This window comes from Shewanella livingstonensis, from assembly GCF_003855395.1.
Lineage (GTDB): Bacteria > Pseudomonadota > Gammaproteobacteria > Enterobacterales > Shewanellaceae > Shewanella > Shewanella livingstonensis.
Map to the genome: position 1 here is coordinate 713,375 of NZ_CP034015.1, position 25,688 is coordinate 739,062.

General features: G+C 40.5%; 21 protein-coding genes. 11 read left to right on the forward strand and 10 right to left on the reverse strand.

Annotated features, from left to right (window positions below; all coding sequences use genetic code 11):
- The first annotated feature begins 6 nt into the window (after positions 1–6).
- Positions 7–1,179 carry an ABC transporter permease gene (locus tag EGC82_RS03200; protein WP_124729471.1) on the forward strand — a complete coding sequence of 391 codons (1,173 nt, stop codon included), beginning with the start codon at positions 7–9 and terminating at the stop codon, positions 1,177–1,179.
- Complete coding sequence (locus EGC82_RS03205; protein WP_124729472.1) at positions 1,176–2,321, forward strand: ABC transporter permease; 1,146 nt, start codon at positions 1,176–1,178, stop codon at positions 2,319–2,321. The genes EGC82_RS03200 and EGC82_RS03205 overlap by 4 nt, the downstream gene beginning before the upstream one ends.
- 188 nt (positions 2,322–2,509) lie before the next feature.
- Here EGC82_RS03205 and EGC82_RS03210 read toward each other — a convergent pair whose 3' ends face one another.
- A complete protein-coding gene (locus EGC82_RS03210) occupies positions 2,510–3,022 on the reverse strand; it encodes a hypothetical protein (RefSeq protein WP_124729473.1) in 513 nt (170 codons plus the stop codon).
- A 475-nt stretch (positions 3,023–3,497) separates the two neighbouring features.
- Here EGC82_RS03210 and EGC82_RS03215 point away from each other — a divergent pair, with 475 nt between their 5' ends.
- Positions 3,498–4,079: an aspartyl/asparaginyl beta-hydroxylase domain-containing protein gene (locus tag EGC82_RS03215; protein WP_208646921.1), complete on the forward strand. Its 582-nt coding sequence runs from the start codon at positions 3,498–3,500 to the stop codon at positions 4,077–4,079.
- Between the two features lie 38 nt (positions 4,080–4,117).
- On the opposite strand, the gene EGC82_RS03220 is transcribed toward EGC82_RS03215, so the two are convergent.
- From EGC82_RS03220 to yjgA, 4 genes are all read right to left on the reverse strand, one after another.
- Positions 4,118–5,008, reverse strand: coding sequence for a LysR family transcriptional regulator (locus tag EGC82_RS03220; protein ID WP_208646922.1), 891 nt, complete (start codon positions 5,006–5,008; stop codon positions 4,118–4,120).
- A gap of 279 nt (positions 5,009–5,287) precedes the next feature.
- Positions 5,288–5,689: a YajG family lipoprotein gene (locus EGC82_RS03225; protein WP_124729474.1), complete on the reverse strand. Its 402-nt coding sequence runs from the start codon at positions 5,687–5,689 to the stop codon at positions 5,288–5,290.
- 271 nt (positions 5,690–5,960) lie between these two features.
- Positions 5,961–8,441: an Ig-like domain-containing protein gene (locus EGC82_RS03230; protein ID WP_124729475.1), complete on the reverse strand. Its 2,481-nt coding sequence runs from the start codon at positions 8,439–8,441 to the stop codon at positions 5,961–5,963.
- 28 nt (positions 8,442–8,469) lie between these two features.
- Positions 8,470–9,003: a ribosome biogenesis factor YjgA gene (gene yjgA / locus EGC82_RS03235; protein WP_124729476.1), complete on the reverse strand. Its 534-nt coding sequence runs from the start codon at positions 9,001–9,003 to the stop codon at positions 8,470–8,472.
- A gap of 159 nt (positions 9,004–9,162) precedes the next feature.
- Here yjgA and pmbA point away from each other — a divergent pair, with 159 nt between their 5' ends.
- Both pmbA and EGC82_RS03245 read left to right on the forward strand, forming a co-directional pair.
- Positions 9,163–10,542 (forward strand): metalloprotease PmbA, encoded by a 1,380-nt coding sequence (gene pmbA / locus EGC82_RS03240; RefSeq protein WP_124729477.1) that lies wholly within the window; start codon positions 9,163–9,165, stop codon positions 10,540–10,542.
- A 192-nt stretch (positions 10,543–10,734) separates the two neighbouring features.
- Positions 10,735–12,102 (forward strand): hypothetical protein, encoded by a 1,368-nt coding sequence (locus EGC82_RS03245; protein ID WP_124729478.1) that lies wholly within the window; start codon positions 10,735–10,737, stop codon positions 12,100–12,102.
- A gap of 189 nt (positions 12,103–12,291) precedes the next feature.
- Here the strand turns inward: EGC82_RS03245 and EGC82_RS03250 are convergent, their stop codons facing one another.
- Positions 12,292–13,731, reverse strand: coding sequence for a methyl-accepting chemotaxis protein (locus EGC82_RS03250; protein WP_124729479.1), 1,440 nt, complete (start codon positions 13,729–13,731; stop codon positions 12,292–12,294).
- 579 nt (positions 13,732–14,310) lie between these two features.
- On the opposite strand from EGC82_RS03250, the gene exeM reads away from it, so the two are divergent.
- Positions 14,311–16,926 carry an extracellular exonuclease ExeM gene (gene exeM, locus EGC82_RS03255; RefSeq protein WP_124729480.1) on the forward strand — a complete coding sequence of 872 codons (2,616 nt, stop codon included), beginning with the start codon at positions 14,311–14,313 and terminating at the stop codon, positions 16,924–16,926.
- A gap of 72 nt (positions 16,927–16,998) precedes the next feature.
- On the opposite strand, the gene EGC82_RS03260 is transcribed toward exeM, so the two are convergent.
- Positions 16,999–17,382 carry a RidA family protein gene (locus tag EGC82_RS03260; protein ID WP_124729481.1) on the reverse strand — a complete coding sequence of 128 codons (384 nt, stop codon included), beginning with the start codon at positions 17,380–17,382 and terminating at the stop codon, positions 16,999–17,001.
- A 252-nt stretch (positions 17,383–17,634) separates the two neighbouring features.
- Here EGC82_RS03260 and EGC82_RS21700 point away from each other — a divergent pair, with 252 nt between their 5' ends.
- The 3 genes from EGC82_RS21700 to EGC82_RS03270 all read left to right on the forward strand — a co-directional run bounded on the left by EGC82_RS21700 (position 17,635) and on the right by EGC82_RS03270 (position 19,646).
- On the forward strand, positions 17,635–17,766 hold the full coding sequence (locus EGC82_RS21700; RefSeq protein ID WP_279630021.1) for a hypothetical protein: 132 nt from the start codon (positions 17,635–17,637) through the stop codon (positions 17,764–17,766).
- A 63-nt stretch (positions 17,767–17,829) separates the two neighbouring features.
- The gene (locus EGC82_RS03265) at positions 17,830–18,843 is read left to right on the forward strand and encodes a hypothetical protein (protein ID WP_244212527.1); all 1,014 of its coding nucleotides are present in this window, start codon (positions 17,830–17,832) and stop codon (positions 18,841–18,843) included.
- The gene (locus tag EGC82_RS03270; protein ID WP_124729482.1) at positions 18,840–19,646 is read left to right on the forward strand and encodes a hypothetical protein; all 807 of its coding nucleotides are present in this window, start codon (positions 18,840–18,842) and stop codon (positions 19,644–19,646) included. The genes EGC82_RS03265 and EGC82_RS03270 overlap by 4 nt, the downstream gene beginning before the upstream one ends.
- A gap of 52 nt (positions 19,647–19,698) precedes the next feature.
- Here the strand turns inward: EGC82_RS03270 and spoT are convergent, their stop codons facing one another.
- Genes spoT through gmk form a run of 3 tightly spaced genes read right to left on the reverse strand, consistent with a single transcriptional unit; the run spans position 19,699 to position 22,783 of the window.
- A complete protein-coding gene (gene spoT, locus EGC82_RS03275) occupies positions 19,699–21,807 on the reverse strand; it encodes a bifunctional GTP diphosphokinase/guanosine-3',5'-bis pyrophosphate 3'-pyrophosphohydrolase (RefSeq protein WP_124729483.1) in 2,109 nt (702 codons plus the stop codon).
- 13 nt (positions 21,808–21,820) lie between these two features.
- Positions 21,821–22,099, reverse strand: coding sequence for a DNA-directed RNA polymerase subunit omega (gene rpoZ, locus EGC82_RS03280; protein WP_011635854.1), 279 nt, complete (start codon positions 22,097–22,099; stop codon positions 21,821–21,823).
- A 60-nt stretch (positions 22,100–22,159) separates the two neighbouring features.
- Positions 22,160–22,783, reverse strand: coding sequence for a guanylate kinase (gene gmk / locus EGC82_RS03285; protein ID WP_124729484.1), 624 nt, complete (start codon positions 22,781–22,783; stop codon positions 22,160–22,162).
- Positions 22,784–23,145: 362 nt separating this feature from the next.
- Between gmk and EGC82_RS03290 the strand changes: the two genes are divergently transcribed.
- Positions 23,146–24,432 carry a DUF805 domain-containing protein gene (locus tag EGC82_RS03290; protein WP_124729485.1) on the forward strand — a complete coding sequence of 429 codons (1,287 nt, stop codon included), beginning with the start codon at positions 23,146–23,148 and terminating at the stop codon, positions 24,430–24,432.
- Positions 24,433–24,508: 76 nt separating this feature from the next.
- A complete protein-coding gene (locus tag EGC82_RS03295; protein ID WP_124729486.1) occupies positions 24,509–25,579 on the forward strand; it encodes a phosphotransferase enzyme family protein in 1,071 nt (356 codons plus the stop codon).
- Positions 25,580–25,688: the final 109 nt, after the last annotated feature.

Below are 25,688 nucleotides of genomic sequence, written 5' to 3' on the forward strand. Positions count from 1 at the left end.
TTGCTGATGAGGCATTTATTTCAGCGTGAATGGAAAACGTTATGGCATTCGCCCTGGCAACTAGCCTTAGTGAGTTATATTCCGCTTATGGGTGTACTTGCGCTTTGGTGGTTGTTTAGTGCAGGTTTGCCAAGACAGCTTCCGGTTGCGGTAGTTGACTTAGACAATAGCCAAATTAGCCGCATGCTAACGCGGCAGTTATCGGCTAACGCCGTGATTGCACCGCGATCGTATGCTAATGAAGCCTCGGCCATTGAAGCGATGCGTAAAGTCGAAGTCTATGGTTTAGTTGTTTTGCCTTATCAGCTTAAAAAAGATCTAGTAACCTCCAAACAACCCACGATAGATATTCGCTATAACAGCCAATTCCTGTTGGTAGGTAAGTTATTATCTAGCCAGCTGCAACTCAGTCTCGGTGAGGGATTAACGCATATTGGTGAAGTCAATTTATTACTTAAAGGCGCAAATAAAGCCACTGTCGATGTGAGTTTAACGCCTATTAGTAATCAAACAACGGCGTTATTTAACCGCAATAACAACTACGTTGGCTTTCTGGTTCCGCCCATATTGGTTGCACTATGGCAGCTACTGTCGATGCTGGTTTTTGTTAATAGCGTCAATACAGAGCTGATTCCTCAGGGTGAACGCAATTATCTAGCCAAAAATTTTTGGTCAACAGTGTGGGTGAAAATAGTGTTTTATAGCCCCATTATGCTAGTTCATGGTGGTTTTATTCTAATGTGGTTATATCATTATTTAGGCTTGCCTATTGCTGGTTCATTATGGCTATTGGTATTGGCGCAGGTTGTTATGCTCAGCGCATTGTGGTTGTTAGTGTTGTTTATTTTTATGGTGATGCGTGACAGTGCGCGGGTGGTGAGTTTTTGTACTGCATTGTTTGCCCCGGCATTCGCGTTTATGGGAATAACCTTTCCAGTAAATGATATGCCCTTATTGGCGCAGTGGTGGCGGCTAGTGATGCCATCAAGTCATTATATCGATTCACATGTCAGTGTGGTGAGCTACGGTGTTGGCTTACCACATGTATTACTGCAAATTAGCTCGTATTGGGGCTTTTTGCTGTTAGTTCCTTTGCTTTATATATTGGGACGTCATGCTCAAAAAATACCGCCACAGGTTACAAAGACCAAGCAGATTAATCTGGAGGTAAATGAATGAACTTCTGGCAGTTAATCGTTGCGGAGTGCAAAGCTATCTTGGCCGATAAAGCGATTGTAATGACGTTATTCGGCGGAGTTTTATTTTACTCAGTACTGTATCCGTTACCTTACTTGTATCAGGTGCCGACAGAACAACAGGTAGTCGTAGTTGATCATGATAATTCGTCACTGAGTCGTTTAGTTACTCGTCATGCCGATGCCAGTGCCAAGATAAAAATACTTGCTAATGTAAATAGCATTGATGAAGCGCAAACATGGATTGATCAAGGTAAAGCACATGGTTTACTGGTTATTCCGGCTAATTTTAGACGCGATTTGTTATTGGGAAAAGGTTCAACCTTAAGCTACGGTGGCGATGCGAGTTACTTTTTAATTTATTCTGCAGTTGCTGAAGGTTTAGTCTCTGCTGGTATAGATGCTAGCAAACAAGTGCAATTAATTGGGTTGCTGGCCCGTGGACAAAACCCGCAAGTAGCTCAACAAGCAGTTAATTCTATTAATATTAATTCAGTTCCCGCTTTTAACCCTAGTTTAGGTTACACACCGTATGTCGTGCCGGGTTTATTTTTATTAATTCTGCATCAAACCTTATTAATTGGCACGGGTATTTTAGGGGCAGGCCAATGGCGTAAGCCAGGCTATTGGCAACAAGTACGTCCAGTAACCTTGGTACTGGCAAGGCTCAGTGTGTTTATGATGATTTATGCACTATTTAGTAGTTTCTACTTAGGTGCTTGTTTTTATTGGTACAACGTTAGTGTACTTGCCACAGTGGCTGAAGTGGGTTTATTTATGGCGCCCTTTTTATTAGCAACAGGATCATTAGGTATTTATCTCAGCAGTTTATTTAGCCGTCGAGAATTTCCAACCCAATTATATTTATTGATATCGATGCCGATTTTATTCGTGTCAGGTTTTGTGTGGCCGATTGCATTAATTCCACAGCCATTAGTTTTTGCATCGCAAGTTATTCCGGCTGTTCCGGCAATTATGGGCATGCTAGAGTTAAATCAACTCGGCGCAGGTTGGTTGGCGGTAATGCCTAATTGGCTACAGCTTTGGGGCTTGTTCGCGGTTTTTGTCACCATGGCTATAGTGGCTATAGCGCGTAAACAAAAAGATTTTAAGCTTATATCTTAAATGTGGACCGACTCAGCGCTGCTTTATACTTAAGGAAAATATCACCATTTTTGGCACTTGGATTCAATAATAATAGACAGGTATTATATTGATTTACCTGTCTATTATTGTATTTTTAACAAGATATTTAAGGAGGTGCCTCTTTGACGGAGACAGTAAATCGTGTGGTTTTTTTGGTCTGGGTCCAATTACATCATTCCGTTTTGTACGTTGGTTAACGATGCTTGTAAACGGTCAACGTTATGCTGATAAATACCACTGTCATCAACTTTTGCCGCATATTTAAAGTCAGCTAAAGCACCGAGTTTGTCATTATTTAACAACTTCATTATGCCTCTATTATTATAGGCATAAGCCCGAACGGTCATTGATGGAATAGCGACCTGAGTATGGGCACTTCTCACTGCGGCATCACAAGCTTTTGCAGCGTTTTTCATATCAGATAATTGCACGTAACCAGCACATAGGTTTACATTGCGAGAGTAATCATCCACGCTATATTTACTGGCTGACAGTGTTGCTGTAAGTCCTTGTTGAATATCACCAGATTGCAATGCGTTAACACCTGGTACATCTTCAATTAATACCATTTTGTAGGCATGACTATTGATGTGTTGGCCTTGCTCGTCAGCCATAACATTGGTTGATGCTGTCAGTACTAATGTGGCACTCATTAGGCCATTAACGATATTCTTTCTCATGATGTCGCTCCTGTAAAGTGTGTGTAACGCCGCGCTACAAATGAACTTTAGAGAAAAGAGTTAAAGCCGACAAACGATAAAAAACGCATTAATGGATTAAAAAAACTCACTTATGGAGATGTTGTGATAATTTGGTTTAATTTATGGCCTGCGGCCATTACATCGTTGTGTTTCATGACATGGTCATCCAACGAATTGCTTAAATCAGCATCATTTTTATTAAGCCTTGGCAACTCACACATCTTTTGATAAACAGCCTTCAACGATATCAAGGGGTTGAATACTGAGAGTGTGTAAGCCATATTGATATGATGTAAAGTCTCTTTTTACTTATCTGTATTTGCATTATTTAAAATTTTAATGTCATTACATCAATAAGATAGAGTATGTAAGATTATAACTGATACTGAATCAAGGATGACCAGAAACTATTAGTAATGATGACTGACTTTTCAGCCGCAGTGTGTGGTTGATAATGCTAATAGTCTATTTAGGATTAATGATCATGTTTATTGAAGCCTCTAAATTTTCTTTTGTGAAAGAGCTTGAAGCTAATTGGGAAGTTATTCGGGATGAATTTCTTGCCCTACCAAATAACTCGTTTGACCCATGGGTTCAACAACAAATGCATGGTCAAGGCTGGAGTGTCTTTGGCTTATATGCGCTTGGAAATCGTGTTGAAGGTGCATGTGTTAAATGTCCTCAGACAGCGAAACTCCTTGAAAATATCGGTGGTGTTTCCCTCGCTGGTTTTTCACTGCTTGCACCGCATACCCATATAACACCACATGTTGGTTGGGCCAATAGTGTATATCGTTTACATCTTGGATTAGTGGTGCCACCTGACTGCGGACTTCGTGTTGCTGGTGAAACCCGTTATTGGGAGGAAGGTAAATGTTTAATATTTGATGATACGGCTGAACATGAAGCTTGGAATGATTCAGATCAATATCGTGGCACATTAATGTTAGATTTTCTTCGGCCGGGTATCTGTTCCTTCACGGAAGATATGGTGCCAGACGCCGTTCGGCAATATGCTAAACAGTTACTGAAATGAGAATAAATTATATAATAAAGTCATTATCACTATCATTATTAATGGCTTTCATCGTGAAAACTTTTAAGGATCCAGTCTATTAGTAATTGCACTTCGGGGCGTTGTTGTTCATTGGTGTAGCGGGTGAGGTAATAGCGGTCATGGCTATAAAGTGGCTTGGGAAAAAGTGGAGTAAGGGCTTTGTTATCAAACCACGCTTGGCTGATAGGCAGTGGAATTAATGCAACACCAAGTCCCTGCTCTGCTGCACGAGCGACACTAAACATACTATCTAATTGGATTATCTGCTTAGGCTGAAACGTATCAAACCCGACATTTTCGGCCCATTGATGCCAAGCGTAAGGTCGCGCTTTATGTAATATCAATGGCACCTTAGTTAATGCCTTAAAACCTTGTGATGATAGTTCTGAGTGGAGCTGCGCGTTACAAGCGGGGATATAAGTGATTGGAAATAAGTCATATACATCATCACTAGCTTGTTGTTTTCCTGACAGCATAATCGATACATCGGTGTGTTTTATAATATCATTACGCGACTTAATAGTTTCAAGCTTAAGGTTGATGTTGGGATATTTTGACGACCAACCAATCAGTTTCGGCATAAACAGTTCGCTGGCGAAAAACTCAGGCATTGAAATGCTGACTTCGAGCATTCTGTCGGATTGATTAAATTCGCTAACCGTGTTCACTAACTGCTGCATTACCGGCTCTATTGCTTGATAAAAGCGTACGCCAACTTCAGTTAATGCAATCGAGCGAGTTTGACGGATAAACAAACTTTGGTTTAATGTTTCTTCAAGCTGTTTAATTTGATGGCTTACCGCAGAAGGCGTTAAATACAGTTTTTTAGCAGTTTCTTTAAAGCTTAAGCATTCAGCTGCGACGCAAAAGCAACGTAGACCGCGCATAGAGGTGTGTAATGGAATCATTTTGTTCTCAACAAGGACTCATCAAGTCATTTAGCGGAGTTGCTGTCGTTACTCATATTCGACTTAGTGTTAGTGAGCTTGACGTTATGACTATTGCAGTTGCAAAGAATAAACCATACTTAAAAGCCTATTTTAAACAAATGCTTAGATAGTTAGGTGTTTAGCGGTTGAATGACTTTAGTGCTTAAAGCTATCAGCTTTGCACCATCGAAGTGCAATGCCATTACAATACTGGTCAACGAGGAAGTAAGCAGGGCTAGGGCTTATTGATTTATCTGATTAGAAGTACAGAGTTTCTAGCTTAGTGCCATCAATAAAGATGTCGCACTTATCAGCAGTGCTTGATTTTGCAGATTGGATAATACTGGCTACAACGCCAAAGCTACCGCCTTGATCACCTAATACTGAACCGAAATAGCAATCGCCTTTAACTGCCATGCCTTTAAATTTGGCATTAAGGTGCTGAGTTGGTGTCATTGGTGGGAATCGACCTTGCATGATCGCATCACCGTTAGCGATTAATTGTAGTTTGTTTTTTTCTTTATCGTATATGCCGCCAAAAACGATAGTCTGATCATTGACGACCACGGTTTTGTTTTGTGCAACGATAGGTGGTTTAGCGGCACAAGCAGTAAGAAGTACGCCTGCGGTTAAGGTAAGAAGTATAGAAGTTTTGCGCATTATTATTCCTTAGTATGCGTCGAGAGTCGTAAGTAGGTCCCTCGTGAGAGTAAACTAGCCCTGTTTACATATGCCATTGATGGTATCGAAACGGATGATATTGAATACTACATAAACCATATATATAAGGCTTGTTAATAAAAATAGCTTTTACTTCAAAATGTTATCAGTTAAGTACCGTATTGCATCTCTTATTGTATCAACATATTTGTTAATGCCAAGTATAAAAAAGCCTGCATAAGTAGCAGGCTTTAAGGATAGTCATTTTAGTTTACGATAAGGTCACATAAAACTTTAGTTCAGTCACCACACCTTTAGGCGTAGTTGTTGTGAGTGTGACTTGGCTTATGCCAGGTGTACCATTATTTTTCAAGGTAAATGAGGTTGATGTTCCTCCTGGTGAGCTCTTGTTGGGTACGGTATAACCAGTGAATTGCAGTTCGCCTTCAGTGCTAGCAACGGTTAACGTTGTGCCTGAAGGTAATATTTGATTGGCGCTATCAGTGAGTACCACATCAAATTTTGCTGTTTCATCTAGTGCAATAGGCTGAACATCAGTGTCGTAATTACTAATTAAGTTACCATCTTGTCTAACCACAAAATTAGCATTAGAGCCCGACATTGTTAATACTAATGCTTTACGGATATAAGTGCTCATAGCCGTGTTATCACATAATGCCCCTTGGCACTGTGGGCCGTTAAAGTTACCGTCAGCTAATTGGTATGTATTGCTAGCTAGAATATTAAAGTACGGTTCAGCTGAATCATGGACGCCAGATTCGTTGTCATCTCTATAAGCGTCAGGTAAGTCAACAAAACCACCGTCATGATAAGTTTCTACATCCATGCCATTACCACTACATGCTACTGACATTGTACCGCTTAAACAGCCGTTAACTACGCCGCCATCAGCATCGTCAAATACATTGTTGCCATTGATATCGAAGAAGGTTTCGTGGCCTAAGGCATACGCTAAAATCGTGATGCGGTGATCGCTCACCCTCGGCAATGTTGAGGTCCAGGTGACCGAACATGTTCCACTTACAATGGTACAAGATGGCTCAATTTGACCACCTTCTGCAGTAAAGTTAATCGTGGTGTCGTCTGGAGCAGGGTTAGCAAAACTGTCTGATGCATAAACGGTCATGGTGACTGCTTCGCCATTGTAATCGCCAGCTTCAGGGTTAGATGTCGATGCTGAGATGCTAAATCCAAGTTGTTGTGGCAAGCCAGTATTAATGGTCAACTGTTCTGATTGGCTGGTAATAGTGGTATTTGTGTCGGCGTCGGTGGTTGATGCGACCACTCTTACAGGGGTTGGAATCGTGCCAGCTTGCACTCGCACACTCACTAATCCCTGGGAATTAGTAATACTGTTATCCGTCACTTTAGCATTAGCAAATTGTAAACCGCCTACACTGGTGTCTAAGCTAAAATTAACCGTTTGTTGTGCTGCCGGTTGACCATTTGCACTAGTCACCAAAAAAGTCACTAACGAGGATTCAGTTGAACCAGTACCACCTGAACCTTTGATACGGATTTGGCTTGGGTCTGCTGACACAAAGCTCACATTAGATAACGTTTGACGGGCTAAGGTAAAAGGTAAACTTGCATTTAAACTAGTGCCATTAACAGTAGCTGTCGCGATAATGGTGTCATTACGTTCACTGTTGCCACTACAACTGACATCTGAAAAGGTTGAGCTAGCGGAGCCTGATAAGCTAGTGACAGGTGAATCAAGTGTGGCGTTATCATTGGTAGAACAGTCAGAACTAAAGCTGATGCTGGTTGGGCTTTGCAAGCGTGTTAATGTGCCATCGGTGTTTTCGCTAACCAACGTAGCTGTAATCCCAAATGTGCCACCGGCGCTAATGCTATAACTGCCATCAGTTGTTGCGATTAGCGTTGTCGCCAATTCACTTTCAACAAACTCACCATTAGCATTATACGAGCCCATCTTAACGTTATCATTGGTAGCAATATCGTCAGACGCCGATATTTCAAACGCGCTGCTGCTGGTGATTGTACTACCTTGATATTCTGTGGTGACGGTTAACAGACTGGCACCTAACTCAGCCTCGGACGGCGTGTAGTTGAGCGAAGCAATACCCGAAGGTTTTGTCAGTGCAGTTGCTGGTGTTAACGTAGCACTGCCGGCATTGAATGTCACAATTTGGTTAGCAATAGCTTGATTATTGCTGTCAGTAAGCAATGCATTGAGCTGAACTGTTTTATCAATATTAAAGCGAGTAATCGGACCTGTTACATCGCTTATCGAGGCGGTTAATTTAACGGCTTCGACAGGGATACTCGTGGTGTACTCTTTAAATTGGTAATTACGACTTACGCTAACTGAATCAGCATCACTTGGCGAATAAGTTGCGCTAAGGATGCCGGCATCAGTGCTGCTTGATATGACCATCGTGCTGGCAAGGCCAGTAGATAATGTTAATGCGGTAGCTGGTGTGGTAGTGGCATTGCTGGTGCTAAATGTAATCAATGCCCCACTGACATTGGCATTACCTAATTTGAGATGAGCTACAGCACAAAAACTACCATCGATATCAAAAATCAGTGAGTCAGTACTAACATCACATTGGCCGTTGATAACATTTTGATAGCTGACAGCAATACTATAACTGTCATTTGATGTGTCAGTATCGGTGCCATCCGCAGCACCGTTACAACCTGTCAATAACAACACTGAAGTCAATAATAACCATAGTGTGCGAGTCATCTTTTTTAGCCGCATTAGTAACATCCTTATTCTATTAAACGGTTTAGTCTTTTATTTCAGCGCGCAAATACTTAAACAATTCTTTTGATGATTTTGATTCAGTACCTTTAGCCAATTCTTTATTAGTTTGGCGGATCAATTGACGCATTTTTTGACGATCAAGTTGCGGATGTAGATCCAGTAACACTTGAACCTCATCATCGCCATTAGCCAATAAACGCTCACGCATTTTTTCAAAAATTTGTATCTGAGCGGCTTCATTATTGTTTTTGTTCAACACTTTATCGAGTGCGGCTTCAATAGGTTCATGCTCAAATCCGCGCATCAATTTACCAATATATTGCATATGGCGGCGATAGGCTTCGGTTTTTTGTTTAATTAGTTTTGTTTTTAGAATTGCATCATATAGAAACTCATCTAAACCCATTTTGTCTAATTGAGTTTTGCTCAGGGCAATCAAACGCATGCCAAGTGCTTGAGCATCCTCACTTTCTTTTTTAACACCTGTTCTGCTGACATAGTTGTCATCATTATCATAGGGCTGCTGAAATAGCTCTGAATCGCCAACAATTTTCATAGTCATAAACCTCAAGTCAATATGCATTAATTATAGCATTTATTTGGCCTAGAATATGCAGAATTTATTGATGATAGCTCGCGATATAAATGCTCTGTTATCAATCGCCATTTGAATTTGATATGCTAGCGTCAATTAGACTAATCAAAGAGTAAATTTGTGGCTTCTCATTCTTCTCCAGCGCCTAGCGCAAGTGAACCAACACCTAGAATTGATTCTGAATTATCGGCGTTAAAAGACGCTGTCGCTGTCGCGTTAGAATATGCAAAAGTGTTAGGCACTTCGGCCGCTGAAGTGGCTATTAGTAAGCAGCAAGGTTTGTCGGTTTCTACCCGTGAAAAAGAAGTTGAAACCGTAGAGTTTAATAAAGACGGTGCATTAGGTATTACTATTTACCGTGATGGCCGCAAAGGTAACTCTTCAACCTCAGATTTAAGCCCAGAGGCTATCCGTGAAGCCGTAAGAGCAGCAGATGGTATTGCAAAATATACCTCAGAAGACCCATTTAGTGGCCTGGCTGATCCCGCTTTAATGGCACAAGATATTCGTGATTTAGGCTTATATCATCCACAAGATATCGATGCAGAAGAGCTTGCTCAGTTGGCTATTCGTGCTGAAGAAGCCAGTTTGTCGGTTGATAGCCGTATCCGTAATTCAGACGGTGCGAGTGCAAATGCTCATACTGCCGCTAGAGTTTATGGTAATAGCCATGGGTTTCTTAACGGATATTGTAGCTCACGCTACAGCTTAAGTTGTGTAGTGATAGGCGAAGAGTCTGACGGTAACTTGCAGCGTGACTATGACTATACCGTTGCACGTAAGTATCAAGATTTACTGTCACCTGAAGCCGTAGGTTTGCAAGCCGCCAATAAAACCTTAAGTCGTTTAGATGCACGTAAAATTGCCACGGCGAAAATGCCGGTGTTATTTGCGCCAGAAATTGCTACCGGCCTAATGGGTCATTTAATTGGTGCGATTAGCGGTAGCAGTATTTATCGTAAGTCGAGCTTCTTAATGGAAGCATTGAACACCCAAATATTCCCAGACTGGTTTAACATTGAAGAGCAGCCACATTTGATTGGTGCACTGGCTAGTGCTAATTACGACAGTGAAGGTGTAGCAACCCAAGACCGCCGTATTATTGACCGTGGTCAACTCGAGACGTATTTATTGACCAGTTACTCTGCTCGTAAGCTATCGATGACCAACACAGGCCATGCAGGTGGTATTTATAACTGGACCTTGAGCCATACAAACCAAACGTTTGACGATTTAGTTAAAACCATGAATACCGGCTTAATTGTGACTGAAGTGATGGGCCAAGGTGTTAATGGTGTTACTGGTGATTACTCTCGCGGTGCGGCAGGCTTCTATGTTGAAAACGGCGTAGTGTTATACCCGGTTGAAGAAATTACCATCGCGGGTAATTTAAAAGATATGTTTAAGGGTATCCAAGGTGTGGGTAAAGATCGTGATTTACGCTCATCAATCCGTACTGGTGGTATTTTGCTTAGCGAGATGAAAATCGCGGGTAACTAATCACTCTGTTTTGATATATGCATTTATTTTTTAAAGATTAAAGTCTTTTATCTCATTGATAAAGGGCTTTTTTTTCGGCTTTAATTGGGCTGTTTACGCTTTATCACTTTACTTTACTTTTCTTGACAGTTGTTTACGGGCAAGGATTGTCATAACTACTGAAAATGTAACTAAATAGTTAATGGAGTAAATATGTTTAACAAAAAAATAAGTCGATTGATGATGTTGTCTGCAATGGGAGCCTTGTTATTAGGCTGTGGCTCAGACAGTGAAGAAAGCAGTAGTGATGTCGCTTATGTGCAGTTTTATAATGCATCACCTAATAGCACATCAACTTCGTTAGTGTTGGACGATTATTCGTATACCGCTGTCGATTTTGCTGATGCTATGCCGCGTTATGCTTATAGTACTGGCAGTACCGGTCTTGATATTTATGGTCAAGATGCCGCTAGCGAAACCGTCACGGTTTACAGTGACACCATTGATTTAGCGATTGATTCAAATCATCTTTTTGTGCTTTATGGTGATTATCACGATCCCGAATTACTGGATATTAATTACTCACGTGATGAAATGGACGAGTTAAATGCTGATGATGATAATGACTACAGTAAAATGGAAGTATTGGTAGCAAACGTTGCGACCGATGAAGGTAGTTTTGATACCTATATATCACTTGATACCCAAACCATTGATGATGCTGTGATGCTAGGTAATGTGCCTTATAGCAGCCATACCGCGGAGCAGATATTTGATACCGATGACTACATTGTCTATTTAACTAAAACAGGAACTAAGACGGTTATCTACACTACAGGGAGCATGAGCTTAACCTCTGAAACTGCCTATAAGCTGATCATTCGTAATAGCTTTGGCTCAGGTGACATTAACGTCACTATCGACAGTGTTGATTCAACCACGACCCCAGTCACTTATGCCGCGTTAGAAGCAACGGCCGATTACCGGGTGTTTAATGGTTTAGAAACTCAAAGTATTGATATTGATGTGGTTAGTAAGCAAGAAACACAATACTTATATGGGATTTCACCCTTCACAGTAACGGCTTATCAATCTATATCGTTTAATGATTATGGCATTACTGCTAAAGATGCGACCACTAAAACCAAGTTGTTCGATAACTTACTCGTGACGTTTAACCAAGATGAAGTAAAGTCTTTACTTATTTATCAGCAAGAAGACAGTTCAGTTAAAGGTATGGTGATCGAGCAAGACTTACGACCTCGTGCTTTTGAGTATAAAGTAGATGTAGTGAATTTGTCTTACGATTATGATGACTTAACCGTGTATTTCGTCCGCGCTTCTGAAACCATTGAAACCGCCGAATACACCTTAACGGATTTAGATTTTGTCGAACAACTCAGCCTGACACTGCCTGAAGATGATTATGAAATTAACATTGTTTACGAAGCTGATAATGGCACACAAACGTTAGTTTATCAGTCAGATTCAATCAGCTTTGATGGTGACAGTAACTATACTTTCGTGCTGACACCAGACAGTAGTAGTTCTTTAGGCCATCGACTAACTTCGCTGCAGTAAGGCTGGTCTTTTTGAGTAACAAGCGCTGAAACGCAATTGTTCATAACCAATAAAACAGTCATCAAAAAAGCCGATATCATCGATATCGGCTTTTTTATATTAAAAAATAGCTTATTGAAGTTAGCGTAGATACCAACAAAACGACGAGGTCGTTAATAACACGTCGTTTTGTTGCTGGTAACTTAAGGTTTAATTAGTACGGTATTGGCTTAGAATTTTACCTAAATCAGTTGATGCTTTTGCAAGATCTTTAACACCACTTGAAGACTGTTGCGATAAGCCTCTAATCATATTCGATTTCTGTCTTATGTCCGTTAGCTCTTTTGCAATGTCATTGGCCACTGCACTTTGCTCTTCTGACGAGGTAGAAATTTGAAAACTCATGTCCATAATTGAACGTGATGATTCTGAAATCGCATTAATATCGGTGCCAATATTAGTAATTAAATCGCTACTGGTTTGCGCTTGCTTGACGGTATCTTGAGTAATACTGTCAATGTTAAGCGTTTCACTTTGTAGTAGCTCGATCATTTTATGAATTTCAACCGTTGCTGCTTGAGTACGACCCGCAAGGGTTCTTACTTCGTCTGCAACCACCGCAAAACCACGGCCCATTTCACCTGCACGTGCTGCTTCAATTGCCGCGTTTAATGCCAGTAAGTTGGTTTGATCTGAAATAGCATTAATGGTGGTGATCACTTCATTAATATTAGTCGCATTAATTTTTAAGGTATTAACCGAATTTGACGTTTGTTCAATGTAGGTCGATAACTGCTTAATTTCATTAATCGCACGCTTAGCACGGTCATAACTCTGACGTGTATACTCTGAGTCTTGTTCAACACGTTGAGTTGAATTACGGGCAATATTAGACACTTCGGCAGCTGATGCCGTCATTTCTTCCATTGCTGTAGCCACCGAGTCAAGTGAAGCATATTGTAAATCAATTTGTTCAGCGCTTTGCACTGCATCACTGGCAAATGAGCTCGATGTTGTTTGTAATGTTTCGGCACTTTTCTTCACTGCAACAACAAGTTCGGTTAATGTGTCCATGGCTTTATCGAGTGCGCAACCAATGGTACCGAATTCATCACGGCCAGGATGGAAACCTAAACGAGAGGTTAAATCGCCTTTAGCAATTTTTTCAGTGGTATCCCACAACACCCAAAGTGCACCACCAAGGAAAGTTGCCGTCCAGTAAATCACTAATGCAAACGGTAATACCCATAAAAATGATAGTAATAGTGACATTAATGCTGCTTGCTTAGCATTAGCTTCTTGGCCAGCAACGGATTCACTTAGCGTGTAGTACTGGCCATCTAATAGATATACAGCAGTAATAGTATCTTGTTGGCGTGAACTGGTTTGCGAACGATTTGACACTTGCAAGCCTAAGTTTGCAGCTTGTTCTAGCTGGCTGGTCGCATCAAGTGCTTGCACGGTAGCGGCGGTTTTTTGTTCTAAAATATGTAATGATTGTTGTTCAATATGTTCAATTTTATTAAAGTAACTACTAATCGACACACTAGATAAAATGATCAGGAACAGTCCGAAAATAGTCCAAAACTTATCGTTTATGGACATTTTAATGAAAAGTTTATCGATATTTCTGAAATCAACTTCTTTCATGGTTTTAGTACCCTAAACCTGTAAATGCAATAAATTCAAATACTAGATGAGCTTTTGCTATTTTGATACTAAATAGTTAGCTCAACAGTACTTTTTTGTGACCAACATGACATTGAATCACTATCAATATCGACAATAACTCGAATAGCTGAAGTGATTTATTTGTTTTTATGTATGGCTTATTTAGCGTGAAGCGAGTGTTAGCGGCCAATGCTAACGCAATAGTGGGATAAAAACTTACATTTTTAAGATGATTTGATGACATAAACAATAATCAGAAGCAGAATGTTGTCACTTTTGTCATTTTATTTAATATAAGTGTTACAAAACTTTTCGTTTAAAGTCTTAGCTTTTGATTATTTTGTTTTTGTTTTAGGTGTTGTTTTAGTTGAAGTATTTTTAATATTATTAATCATCGTTTCCTAATTAAAACGAAATTACTTGTTAATCAATCATATAGCAAATTTTTTTCATTGGTTAATGTGATCAATGTTCTTTTTTATGTCATCGAACTTTGGGACAATCCAGCCGCATATTACAAAAAAATAGCATTTTTATTACAAAGTATGGGGTTAAAAAATGAAAGGACTGACTAAACTAACGGCGGTTTCACTTGCAGTAGCTGCAGCATTGCCAATGATGGCAAATGCAGATGTATTGATTAGTGAATACGTTGAAGGCAGCTCAAACAATAAAGCGATTGAAATTTATAACAACAGTGATGTTGCAGTTAATTTAACAGGTTATAAATTAGTACGTTACAAAGACGGTGATACGACAGCATTGGATATGGTTGAGTTAACCGATTCAATAGCGGCTAAAGCTGTCAAAGTGATTTTGCACCCAAGTGCGGCGATTACCTTACCAACGGGTACGGACTCAATGACCGGCAACCTGTATTTTAATGGTGGTGACGCAGTAGGCCTATTAAAAGATGGTGTATTAGTTGATGTGATTGGTGAGATTCCTACGCCAAGCGGTTGGGGACTAGATGCGACATTCCAACGTAATTTAGATAACTTAACCGCTAACCCTACCTATGATGCTACCCAGTGGGTTGAATTAGAAAAAGATACTTTTAACGGTTTAGGTTCACTTGATGCAGCAGTTGCGCCAGAGCCATCTACATTTACCTGTAACGGTGCAACGCTAACAAACATTTATGATATACAAGGTGCTGGTGACTCTAGCCCATTAATTGCTGCTGGCAGTTTTACATCGGCTAACGAAGTAACAGTTAAAGGTATTGTTACTTCTAGAAGCGACAGTTTATACAAAGGTTTCTTTATTCAAGACATGCAAGGTGATAACTCACCTTATACCTCTGATGGTATTTTTGTATTCATGAATGAAGCGGCGCCAGACTCGATTCAGCCAGGTGCTGAAGTGTGTGTGCAAGGTAAAGTTAACGAGTATTACGGCTCAACTCAGATTGATATTAAAGACGATCAGAAATTTGAAGTTGGCGCATTAGGTGAAGTACCTGCTGCAACTGCATTTTATGTTGCCGATGGTGAAACACTAGCACAAGCGTTAGAGCGCGTAGAAGGCATGAAAGTGAAGCTAGATGCTGGTAGTGAGATGAAAATCTCTCGTACTTTTAGTTTCGATTATGATTCATATCGTAACAACATGATGTTGTCTCATAAAGCGCCATTAATGAAGCCGACACAAATGTTTGAACCAAACTCTGCTGAGTCAGTGGCATTAAGTGAAGCCAATGCGGTAAACCAACTATTTGTTGAATCTGACAATAAAGCTAAAAACGGCGAAGTCCCTTATTTCCCAGATTTTAATGCTGAAACAGGTTATATCCGTGTTGGTGACCAATTAACCAATATAGAAGGTGTTATTGGTTATAGCTACAACGCATACCGTCTTTTAGCGACGAATACGATTACTGCCGGTGATTTTATCCGCGTCAATGATCGTACCGATGCGCCTACTGTGGCTGAGATGGGTGATATTCGTGTTGCTAGCTTTAACGTATTGAACTTCTTTAATGACGCTGTTGGCGGCGATGCTAACCCATCAAACAGCAACCGCGGTGCATTAACCGAAGATGAAATGGTATTACAACGTACTAAAATTGTGAATGCGTTGGTGGCCATGAATGCTGATGTTGTTGGCTTAATGGAAATTGCTAACAATGGCTTTGGTGAGTTAAGTGCTTTACAAAACTTGGTTGACGCACTTAATGCTGAATTAACCGATGATCAAGCATATCGCTTTGTTGAAATTACAGATGCAGATAAGTATGAAGGTAAATACATAGGCACTGATGCCATTACTGTAGGCATGTTATATCGTCCAGCACGTATCACTCTAAACGGTGCTGCATCTGTTATTGCTACACCAGAGCAGCATGCTGCTGAAGCTGCAACCACTCGCGAGAAAGATGGCGTGGTTGAATCAAGCCCTAGTTATGACAAGTTCCAACGTCACAGCTTAGTGCAAAGCTTTAGCATTAATGATGAAAAACTAACCATCGTTGTTAATCACCTGAAATCGAAAGGTTCAGGTTGTATTGAAGACTGGGCTGAATTTAATGAAGATGCTGAGCCGACAGATTTACAAGGTAAGTGTAACGCGTTCCGCGTATCAGCGGCCAAAGTATTAGGTGAGTCAATAAAAGATGTTGACGGTGATGTACTGGTTATAGGTGACTTAAATGCTTATGGCAAAGAAGATCCAGTTGCAGTATTAACTGATTATGACGCATCAAATACTGATCATGTTATCCGCACCGCATCTTGGACTACCTTAAACGGTAAAGTGTACGAGCGCGAAGGTAGTGTAATTGATAAAGGGTATGGCTTAATTAACTTAAATACTCAAGCACACGGCGCGTCAACTTACTCATATAGCTATAGCGGCGAGTTAGGTAACTTAGACCATGCTTTAGGTAATGCAAGTTTAGCAGCTAAGTTAGTGGATATTGACGATTGGCACATCAACTCTGTTGAGTCTAACTTATTTGAATATGGCAGCAAGTACACAGGTGATCTAATTAAGTCAGAGGGGCCATTCTCTGCTTCTGATCATGATCCTGTGATCATTGCATTAAGCTATCCTGCACCGGTCGTGACTCCTTTACCGGATCCAGTTGAGCCAGTAAAAAACAGTGATGGTGGTAGTTTAGGTTACTTCGCGTTGATGTTATTAGGTGCGTTAGGTTTACGCCGTCGTAGCTAGTTATCGCGTGATTTAATGATACAAAATCAAAAAGGCGCCCTAGGCGCCTTTTAAACATATTGTTGGTTGCAGTTAAATTTCCATTATTCCGTCCATTTCAACCAATGACCCTTTTGGCAACTCTTTGACGCCAATAGCGGCACGAGCTGGATAAGGTTGTTGAAAGTAACGACTCATTATTTCGTTTACAGTTGCAAAATGAGATAAATCGGTTAAGAAGATATTCAACTTAACGATGTCACTCATTTTTCCGCCCGCGGCCTCACACACCGCAGTTAAATTTTCAAATACTTGCACGACTTGCGCAGAAAACTCATCGCTTACCATGGTCATGGTTTTTGGGTCTAACGGAATCTGACCTGAAAGATAAACGGTACTGCCGACTTTAACTGCTTGAGAATAAGTACCAATAGCCTGTGGCGCTTTATCTGTTGCGATGATAATTTTTTCAGCCATGTTGTGTTCTCTTTATTGTGTTGATTGGTAAAAATTACTAGTTAATATATCTACTTAGCGCTGTTTGAGCAAGCCACCTTAAACAGTTTAAATACAATGACTAACATCAGACCTAAATTGATATACATGAGCTTATTGTTAACTCATTATCATCAAGTATTACTTACTTTAATAAAACCAGTCATTTGTCGCTATATATAAAATAGACAATCCATTTTATGATACACAATTTATATATCAAGGATGACTAGCATGACATGGAAGAATAGCGGTACAAATAAAAATGCATTACAACCGAGTTCCCCTCATAGTTTAATGGGTTTAGACCATCAAACAGCATTAGAGCGTGGACGACGGCTACCGGTTGACTTTAATTACCAATAAGTTGAATTTGCCTATCAAGCATTTGTCATGCTGCAAAGCCTTAATGATTATGACCGATAGCAGGTGATTAAAGAGATTCAATTTATTAGCCTGCACCCAACAGCAGCCTCGTCAGTAAAACAAAGCCGCAATCCATTTAGGCATATGCGCTGTACCAATATTCCCTTCCGTAATTATCATTATTTTATTGACTACAAAATAGCCGATAACGGCCAAGTGCAAGTCACCGATATATTATTTGTTCAACAATTATATGGTAAGAAAGATTGCCATACAGATGAGCGCACCATGTTATATCGAGTAGAAAGAATTGGCTCAGGAGCGAAATACGATGGGGTAAAAACGGAAGATGAAATTATAAAACTAGCTACCGAATGGGGGGACGCAAAGCCTACTACTCAAGTGAATACTGGCCATGCAGCAGTTAATGGTATGTTAAATGAATTTACTAAAGCGCAGTGGCTTATGGGTACCCATTTAGATACAGCCTATCAAAATGATGCAATTAAATCTTATACTCTATTTCATAATCCCAGTGATAAAGCTGTGCGGGATCTCATTGAATGCACTTTTGATAAAAGTCAGAGTAATACTTCTCACAACGCCCAGCATTTGGCGGCAGTGCTGAAACAAAATCAGCAATTGGGTAAAAAGGTTAAATGGGTCGCCCACAGCCAAGGGGCGATTATATTTTTATCTGCGTTGCAATATTATCGAGTTAACTACCAAGGATCGTTAACGGGTCAAGAGCTAGCTATTCATGGTAGTGGTGCTAATGTGGCAGAGTTACAACAAGCCGCTAAATTAGTTGGGTTAAAAACTCATGAACCACGAAATAATCCGTTTGATGTGGTGCCCAATATTGCCGGTCAAAATGATCTGTCAAAAAGTAGTTTTGCGCGGTCGTTAAAATTTGCCAGAGCATTGCTAGGCTCGCCAGGTGTAAGTCCGCATACCTTGCCATTTTTAGGGGTAAAAACCTATCACCAGCAGCTAGTGATGCTAGGTGATGATAAGCGAGCTGCATATGTTAAAAAATATATCAATCAAGCAGAACAAATGAATCAACTATTATGAAGAAATTACTCATAGCGTTATGGCGAGGTTTTGTTGGCGGTGCAGACTTTACTCAGCTAGTCACTGAGCGGTTTATTTTAGAAGATAAGCTGTTGAAAGTAACTATCCCTATCAGTAACATAGTTGCTCGACAGTTACCTAAAGAGGTTAATTATCCATATAGAAATAGGCATTGGTTTAATACGAAGCAAGAGATTCACACCCATGAAACTTATGTGCATATCTATTCTCGAGTTTGGATGTATTTACCCATTATTGGTATTCTGCCCAGCAGTGAGTATGGCATGTTAAGCAGTGTATTTAGAATAAAAAAAAACCCTGAAGGGATAAATGCTCTAGATAAGCAAGCGCTTGGCGCATCGCTCAATAGAGAATATGATGAATATTATAATCACCCTGAGCCTGGTGAGAAAGCTAAAGGTAGTAATACTAGGATAAGGCAAGAAATGAGTAAACATAAAACTCTTTCAGATGAGGTAATGGCTATTCAATTAGAAGCAGCCATAAACAATGGTGGTTACCCAAAAATTCCCGATGCTACTACGGTAAAAATAAATGGTATTGAATGGGTATTTCATCAACTCGTAAAACCTCATTCACGCAGTCGCACCGACATGTATTGTTTAGGTTTAGATGAAAGACATTATTTAGTGGTACGTTTTAATCATCAAGTTGATCGTTCTGACAAGCATAAAAAGTGGCGTAAGGCGGCCAATCAAACCCAACAACGAGTGATGGAGAGGGTGTCATTAACTGATTATGTGGATGAGCCGCCGCAAAACTTATTGGAAAGTAACGTTTAAATTTTGATGTGGATATTCCTGAGATGCCAATTTTGCACATCTCATATCATTTCTATCTATTGCGTGAGGTACGTAGCACTTCAGGTAAAACACGTATTCTGCGCATAACGTTTGCAAGATGAACACGATCTTTAACTGAAATACGTAAATTAATCAAATACACACGGCCATCACGTTCTTCGGTACTGAGGTTATGAATATTGGAACCTGCAGAGGCAATAATCGACGTAATTTTCGCGAGAGCACCTTGATGATTTACAATTTCAACACGAAGATTGGCTTGGTATTCAGCACCTTCTACGTTGTCCCAGTGCACTGAAATGTACTTGTCTGGTTCACCTTGATAACCACGAATATTGGCACAGCTTTCCATGTGGACGACTAAACCTTTGCCAGGACTCACGTGGGCTATTACCGCATCTCCAGGGATAGGACGACAACAATTAGCATAGGTAACCAGCATACCTTCAGCACCACGAATTGGCATTTGTGATGTTTCTTTATTATGGTCGTGCGGCGCGAGCTGCTGACCTAATAAGCGCTGAGCTATCACAATACTCATAGCATTACCTAAGCCAATATCGGCAAGTAATGCGTCGAGTGAATTATGTTTGGTTTCTTTAATCACTTTTTCGAGTAGATCTGCTGGAATTGTCTCAAGCTTGGTATCGCCTAAGGCATGATTTAATAAACGCTTACCTAGTGCAATAGCGTTATCACCTTTAAGGCTTTTCAATACCTGACGAATTTTACCTCGAGCTTTACCGGTGACCACAAAGTTTAACCACGCTGCATTAGGCCTAGCGCCTTTGGCAGTAATAATTTCAACCGTTTGCCCCGATATCAGTGGCTGGCTGAGAGGATAAGCTTTTCGATTAACTCTTGCTCCAACACAGGTATTGCCTACATCGGTATGCACTTCGTAGGCAAAGTCGACCGCGGTGGCATTGACAGGCAATTCTAAAATACGGCCTTCTGGGGTAAACACATAAATTTCTTCAGGAAAAAGCTCTGTTTTAACATTTTCGACAAATTCAAATGAACTGCTGGCGCTTTGCTGTAATTCTAACAAGCTTTGCATCCATTTATGAGCCCGCACTTGAGTGGTATTTTGCTGACCGGCGTCGGTATTATTTTTATACATCCAATGTGCGGCGACACCTTTGTCTGCCATTTGGTCCATTTCTTCAGTACGAATTTGTACTTCAACAGGAACCGCATGAGGCCCAAATAATGACGTGTGCAGTGATTGATAGCCATTGGCTTTTGGAATAGCGATATAATCTTTAAATCGTCCAGGACGCGGCTTATATAGTCCGTGCATAGCACCTAAAACACGATAACAGGTATCGATAGAGTCAACGACGACACGAAATGCATAGATATCCATGACCTCTTGAAATTGCAGCTCTTTGCTGCGCATTTTTCGATAAATCGAGTAGAGATTCTTTTCACGGCCTTTAACTTTTGTCGGTATTCCTGCTTCTTCAAGGCGTGTTTCGATGGCAACTTCGATGCTATTGATGAGTTCTTTACGGTTGCCTCGCGCCGCTTTTACGACGTCGCGGATCACCCTGTGTCGCATAGGATAATAAGCTTGAAAACCTAAGTCTTCAAGTTCGATTTTGATATTATGAATACCTAATCGGTTGGCAATTGGGGCGTAGATTTCTAAGGTTTCGCGAGCAATACGACGGCGTTTATCAGGGCGAAGTGAGCCCAGTGTGCGCATATTGTGAGTTCGGTCCGCCAATTTGATCAGGATAACTCGAATATCTTGAGTCATTGCCATCATCATTTTACGGAAATTTTCCGCTTGTGCTTCTTTTCTGTCACGAAACTTGATTTTATCAAGTTTTGAAACACCTTCCACCAGTTCTGCAACCGCCACACCAAATAACTCTGTGAGTTCTTCTTTGGTAACGGGTGTATCTTCGATGGTGTCATGAAGCAAGGCAGCCATGAGCGACTCGTGATCGAGACGCATGTCTGCCAAGATGCGGCTAACCGCAACAGGATGGGTAATGTAAGGCTCGCCACTTGTGCGCATTTGCCCTTCGTGGGCATCACGCGCAACCAAATAGGCCTGCTTGAGTAACTCTACTTGATCCGGCTCTAGATAGCTGGATGCTGACTCTTTTAGACCTTCAAACAGATACAAGTGGCGCTACTCCTTATAAAACGCGGCCTTCTGCAATGGCTGCGACAGCGGCAATTTCAGCTGCTTCACGTTCACGGACAGTTTGGCGCTCATCAGCATCTAAAGTGTTTGAGGTGACTAAACCTAATTCGATTTCACGCAATGCGACAACCGTTGGTTTATCATTCATCTCATCAACCATAGGTTCTTTACCTTGGACAGCGATTTGGCGTGCACGACGCGCTGCAACCAGGATCATATCAAAACGGTTGCCGATTTTATTTACGGCGTCTTCTACAGTTACGCGAGCCATGTGTTGAAACTCCAGTGTTATCTATGGGGAAAAATGACGCAAAATTGTACACTATGACAATTAATCTGCCAAGAGATCAACAAGCATATCATTGTGGGTATGCTGCTGACTAGCACAGGTTAGTCTTTGACTGTGAATAATGACGTATAAATCGGCTAGTGCGTTATCAAAATCGTCATTTACTATCACAAATTCATATTGAGCGTAATGTGACATTTCAGAAACAGCCTGTGCCATGCGAGAGTCAATAACTTGTTGACTGTCTTGGCCTCGTCCGGTTAAACGGCGTTCGAGCTCAGCCTTTGATGGTGGTAAAATAAATACCCCAATCGCATTTGGCATCAGTTTTTTTACTTGCTCACCACCTTGCCAGTCGATATCAAGAAATACGTCGATACCGTTAGCTTGAGTTTGCTCTATTACCGTTTTTGAAGTGCCATAAAAATTACCAAACACTTCAGCCCATTCTATAAAAGCATTTTGGCTAATTAATGCTTTAAATTGTTCAACGGTAACGAAATGATAATGTTGGCCATCGACTTCACCAGGGCGAGGTTCACGGGTTGTATGTGACACTGAAACCTGTTTATCGCTGGGTTTATCTTTTAATAGTGCTGCTATAAGTGATGATTTACCTGCGCCACTAGGGGCTGACACAATAAAAAGATTTCCACGAGTGCTCATAAATAGGGTTTTTCATCCGATTATTCATTAAGAAAGCTTAATATTATACTCGTTAACTGTAAGGTTATGCTAGCGCAATCATAGCAATTGCTGATGTTCGTTATTGCAATTAGTTTAATAAGAGCGGGTCTAAGATTAATATCAGAGGCTTGAAAAAAGTGAATAAAAAGTAATGCAAAACCTAGGTTTGGTATGGCTTTATAGGATAAATTCTGTAGGCTTTGCGCTATTAACGGCAGTTATCGATTTTGATAATGAGAACAATCCATTAGTGTTGTAGTAACGGTATAGAGTCACCGACAAGTTCTGTGATGTAGCCAGCTGTTTTTTTTGATATTTTTGTAAATGAATAGGAATGATTGATGTCTGTAAAAACCCTACTATGCCGAGATGGTCGTGACACAGGCGTAAGGTTAATGGCAATTATATTAGCAGCATTTTTGCTGCTAACTGTCGCTGCTATTGTTTTTCCCGCAAGTATGATTAATTGGATTGTGACGCTAGCGGTCATGCCTATTGTTGGTTTGTCTGCGGTCCGTCGCTTAAATGACGCCAATAAATCGAAAAAATTGATGATGATCTGTGTCGTTCCAGTACTGATCTTTGGTGTGCTGACTTACTTTATGGCGCCCTTAGGTGCGCTAGGTGGTGTGTTTTTATTCGGCCTAGCATGTGGTGGCTACTTGGCATTTCTACCTGCTAAAAATACCATTAATTACCTGCAAGGATATAATGGGCCCAGTATGGTGCTAACCTCCTCTCCGGGCGCAGTATATAATCGACAAGAGCCGGTAATGAAAGGACAGGTTGCGCCTGTTCATGCTAAGGCAGAAAACCGATTTTTATCGACAGAAATGACCGATGATGAAGCGGTTCTTACCAGCTCTACTGATCCACATTCTGGCGCAAGCAATATACATCAATTAAATGATGATGCTCTACCACAGACTCGTTTCGTTCAAACTGATGCCCACATAGATCATGAATATGATGTTACTGATGAACAAATCATATCATTGTCAACAACGTCAGCTCGCAATAATCAGCCTCTTTATGTCGATCAAGATGCGCTGCAATCTGGGTCGATTACTGAGCTGGCTAAATCTTGGTTTAATATCGCAAAGCTACATCAGCAAAAGCTTATTTTAATCGGCAAAATCACTGCGGCTATTATTGCTGTCTGTTTGGTTGTTTATGTGATTTTTGCATTGGTTAATGTTTTTTCGAGTGACGAAACCGAACAAACGGAACATGCCGATGGTATGAGCCACCAACAACAAACTAGCACTCGACAGATGATAAAACTTCCAGACGGATTTTGGTTAGCGTTAGAAGGCAATATCCTGATTGTACGTTGGTTAGGTGATAGCGGCGATGTACAGAATGTGTGGCGTTTAGCTACCGCAATAGGTGATAAAACCTGTACCAATCTTGAATTTAATGATGGTAGTCGTTATCGGCCAATAACCGTTGATCTGCTAAAAGATGGTGCCAGCGAGGCTAGATTTACGCCATTAGATAAAGATGCCATTGTGAATCATGTCGCGCTTCGAGGCAGCTTTAAGCTATGCGGTTATGAATTTAACTTAAAGGGTAGCCAGGCAACGCTGATGCAAAACCCTCAATTTGAAATGATACTAAGCCAATAGCTATTTAGACAGACAACCAGAAAAGGAATTTTTTGCTTGTCTTCTGCTTTGATGAACATGAGTTTGGAGTGTTAGATTGGTTAATTTTATCCACACAAATGTGTTATCTCAGTTTGGATTTAGCCGCGATCAGAGTTCGCTTCATCCACTGGGTAATGGCCATATTAATCAGACCTTTTTGGTAACTGATAAATCTAAATCTATGGTATTGCAACGGATTAATACCCAAATATTTACCAATCCTAAGATTATTATTCAAAATGCCGTTACCATTAGCCAGCATTTATTGACTAAGCGTCAACAACAGCAATATCCATTGCAAGTGGTTAGCCCAATTGCCACAGTGTCAGGGGCACTTTATTTGGATTTAGGTGAACAAGGATTTTGGCGAGCCATAGATTACTTGCCCCATAGCGATACGATTGAAGTGGTTAATAGCGCCGAGCAAGCTATGCTGGCGGCCGAGGCTTTTGGTCATTTTGCCGCGGCATTGAGTGATTTAACCCCGGACGATATTATTGATGTAATCCCTAATTTTTTAAATTTGCCTCAACGTATTTTTCAATTACAAGATGCAAAAATTAATAATACTCAAAATCGATTAGTCCATTGTGAAAAATGGGTCGATTTGTGTTTGGCACAAAGCGACATATTGACCATGTTGGCACAATATGAAGCCGAGCTACCGATCAGAATTTGTCATAATGATACTAAAATCAATAATATGCTTTTTGATAAGCGTGATATGTCTAGTCTGGCAATTATTGATTTAGATACCTGTATGAAAGGGTATTTGATGTATGACTTTGGTGATATGGTTCGTGCCTTTTGTTCACCTGAAGCGGAAGATTCAACTCATTTAGCCAGTGTGCATGCTAGACCTGAGATTATTATTGCCGCGGCTAATGCTTATATTAAACCCCTTGTTGGTATTATTACTCCACTTGAAAAGCGCAGTTTGTGGCTAGGGACTAAAGTGATGCCATTAATGCTTGGTGTGCGATTTTTAACGGATTATTTAAATGGTGATGTTTACTTTGGGATTAAATATCAAAACCATAATCTTGATCGCGCCATCAATCAGTTAACTATTTATCAAAGCCTACAGCAGCAAGAAACAGCGTTAAGGCCATTATTTGATGCTTAGTCAATATCGATAATCCATTTTAGGGTATTGCCTATCGCTAGCCAATAAAAGGCAAGTAGTAGACTAAAAATCTACTTGATATCCGTTTATCACCCCCCAACTTATGGTT

Coding starts and splice junctions, on each gene's coding strand:
- EGC82_RS03270 (WP_124729482.1), top strand. CDS start 18,840: ATGAAGAAATTACTCATAGCGTTATGGCGAGGTTTTGTTGGCGGTGCA.
- EGC82_RS03230 (WP_124729475.1), bottom strand. CDS start 8,441: ATGCGGCTAAAAAAGATGACTCGCACACTATGGTTATTATTGACTTCA.
- EGC82_RS03220 (WP_208646922.1), bottom strand. CDS start 5,008: ATGATTCCATTACACACCTCTATGCGCGGTCTACGTTGCTTTTGCGTC.
- EGC82_RS03215 (WP_208646921.1), top strand. CDS start 3,498: ATGCTAATAGTCTATTTAGGATTAATGATCATGTTTATTGAAGCCTCT.
- EGC82_RS03245 (WP_124729478.1), top strand. CDS start 10,735: ATGTTTAACAAAAAAATAAGTCGATTGATGATGTTGTCTGCAATGGGA.
- EGC82_RS21700 (WP_279630021.1), top strand. CDS start 17,635: ATGACATGGAAGAATAGCGGTACAAATAAAAATGCATTACAACCGAGT.
- exeM (WP_124729480.1), top strand. CDS start 14,311: ATGAAAGGACTGACTAAACTAACGGCGGTTTCACTTGCAGTAGCTGCA.
- EGC82_RS03210 (WP_124729473.1), bottom strand. CDS start 3,022: ATGAGAAAGAATATCGTTAATGGCCTAATGAGTGCCACATTAGTACTG.
- EGC82_RS03205 (WP_124729472.1), top strand. CDS start 1,176: ATGAACTTCTGGCAGTTAATCGTTGCGGAGTGCAAAGCTATCTTGGCC.
- gmk (WP_124729484.1), bottom strand. CDS start 22,783: ATGAGCACTCGTGGAAATCTTTTTATTGTGTCAGCCCCTAGTGGCGCA.
- rpoZ (WP_011635854.1), bottom strand. CDS start 22,099: ATGGCTCGCGTAACTGTAGAAGACGCCGTAAATAAAATCGGCAACCGT.
- EGC82_RS03290 (WP_124729485.1), top strand. CDS start 23,146: ATGTCTGTAAAAACCCTACTATGCCGAGATGGTCGTGACACAGGCGTA.
- EGC82_RS03225 (WP_124729474.1), bottom strand. CDS start 5,689: ATGCGCAAAACTTCTATACTTCTTACCTTAACCGCAGGCGTACTTCTT.
- yjgA (WP_124729476.1), bottom strand. CDS start 9,003: ATGAAAATTGTTGGCGATTCAGAGCTATTTCAGCAGCCCTATGATAAT.
- EGC82_RS03260 (WP_124729481.1), bottom strand. CDS start 17,382: ATGGCTGAAAAAATTATCATCGCAACAGATAAAGCGCCACAGGCTATT.
- EGC82_RS03250 (WP_124729479.1), bottom strand. CDS start 13,731: ATGAAAGAAGTTGATTTCAGAAATATCGATAAACTTTTCATTAAAATG.
- EGC82_RS03200 (WP_124729471.1), top strand. CDS start 7: ATGAGGCATTTATTTCAGCGTGAATGGAAAACGTTATGGCATTCGCCC.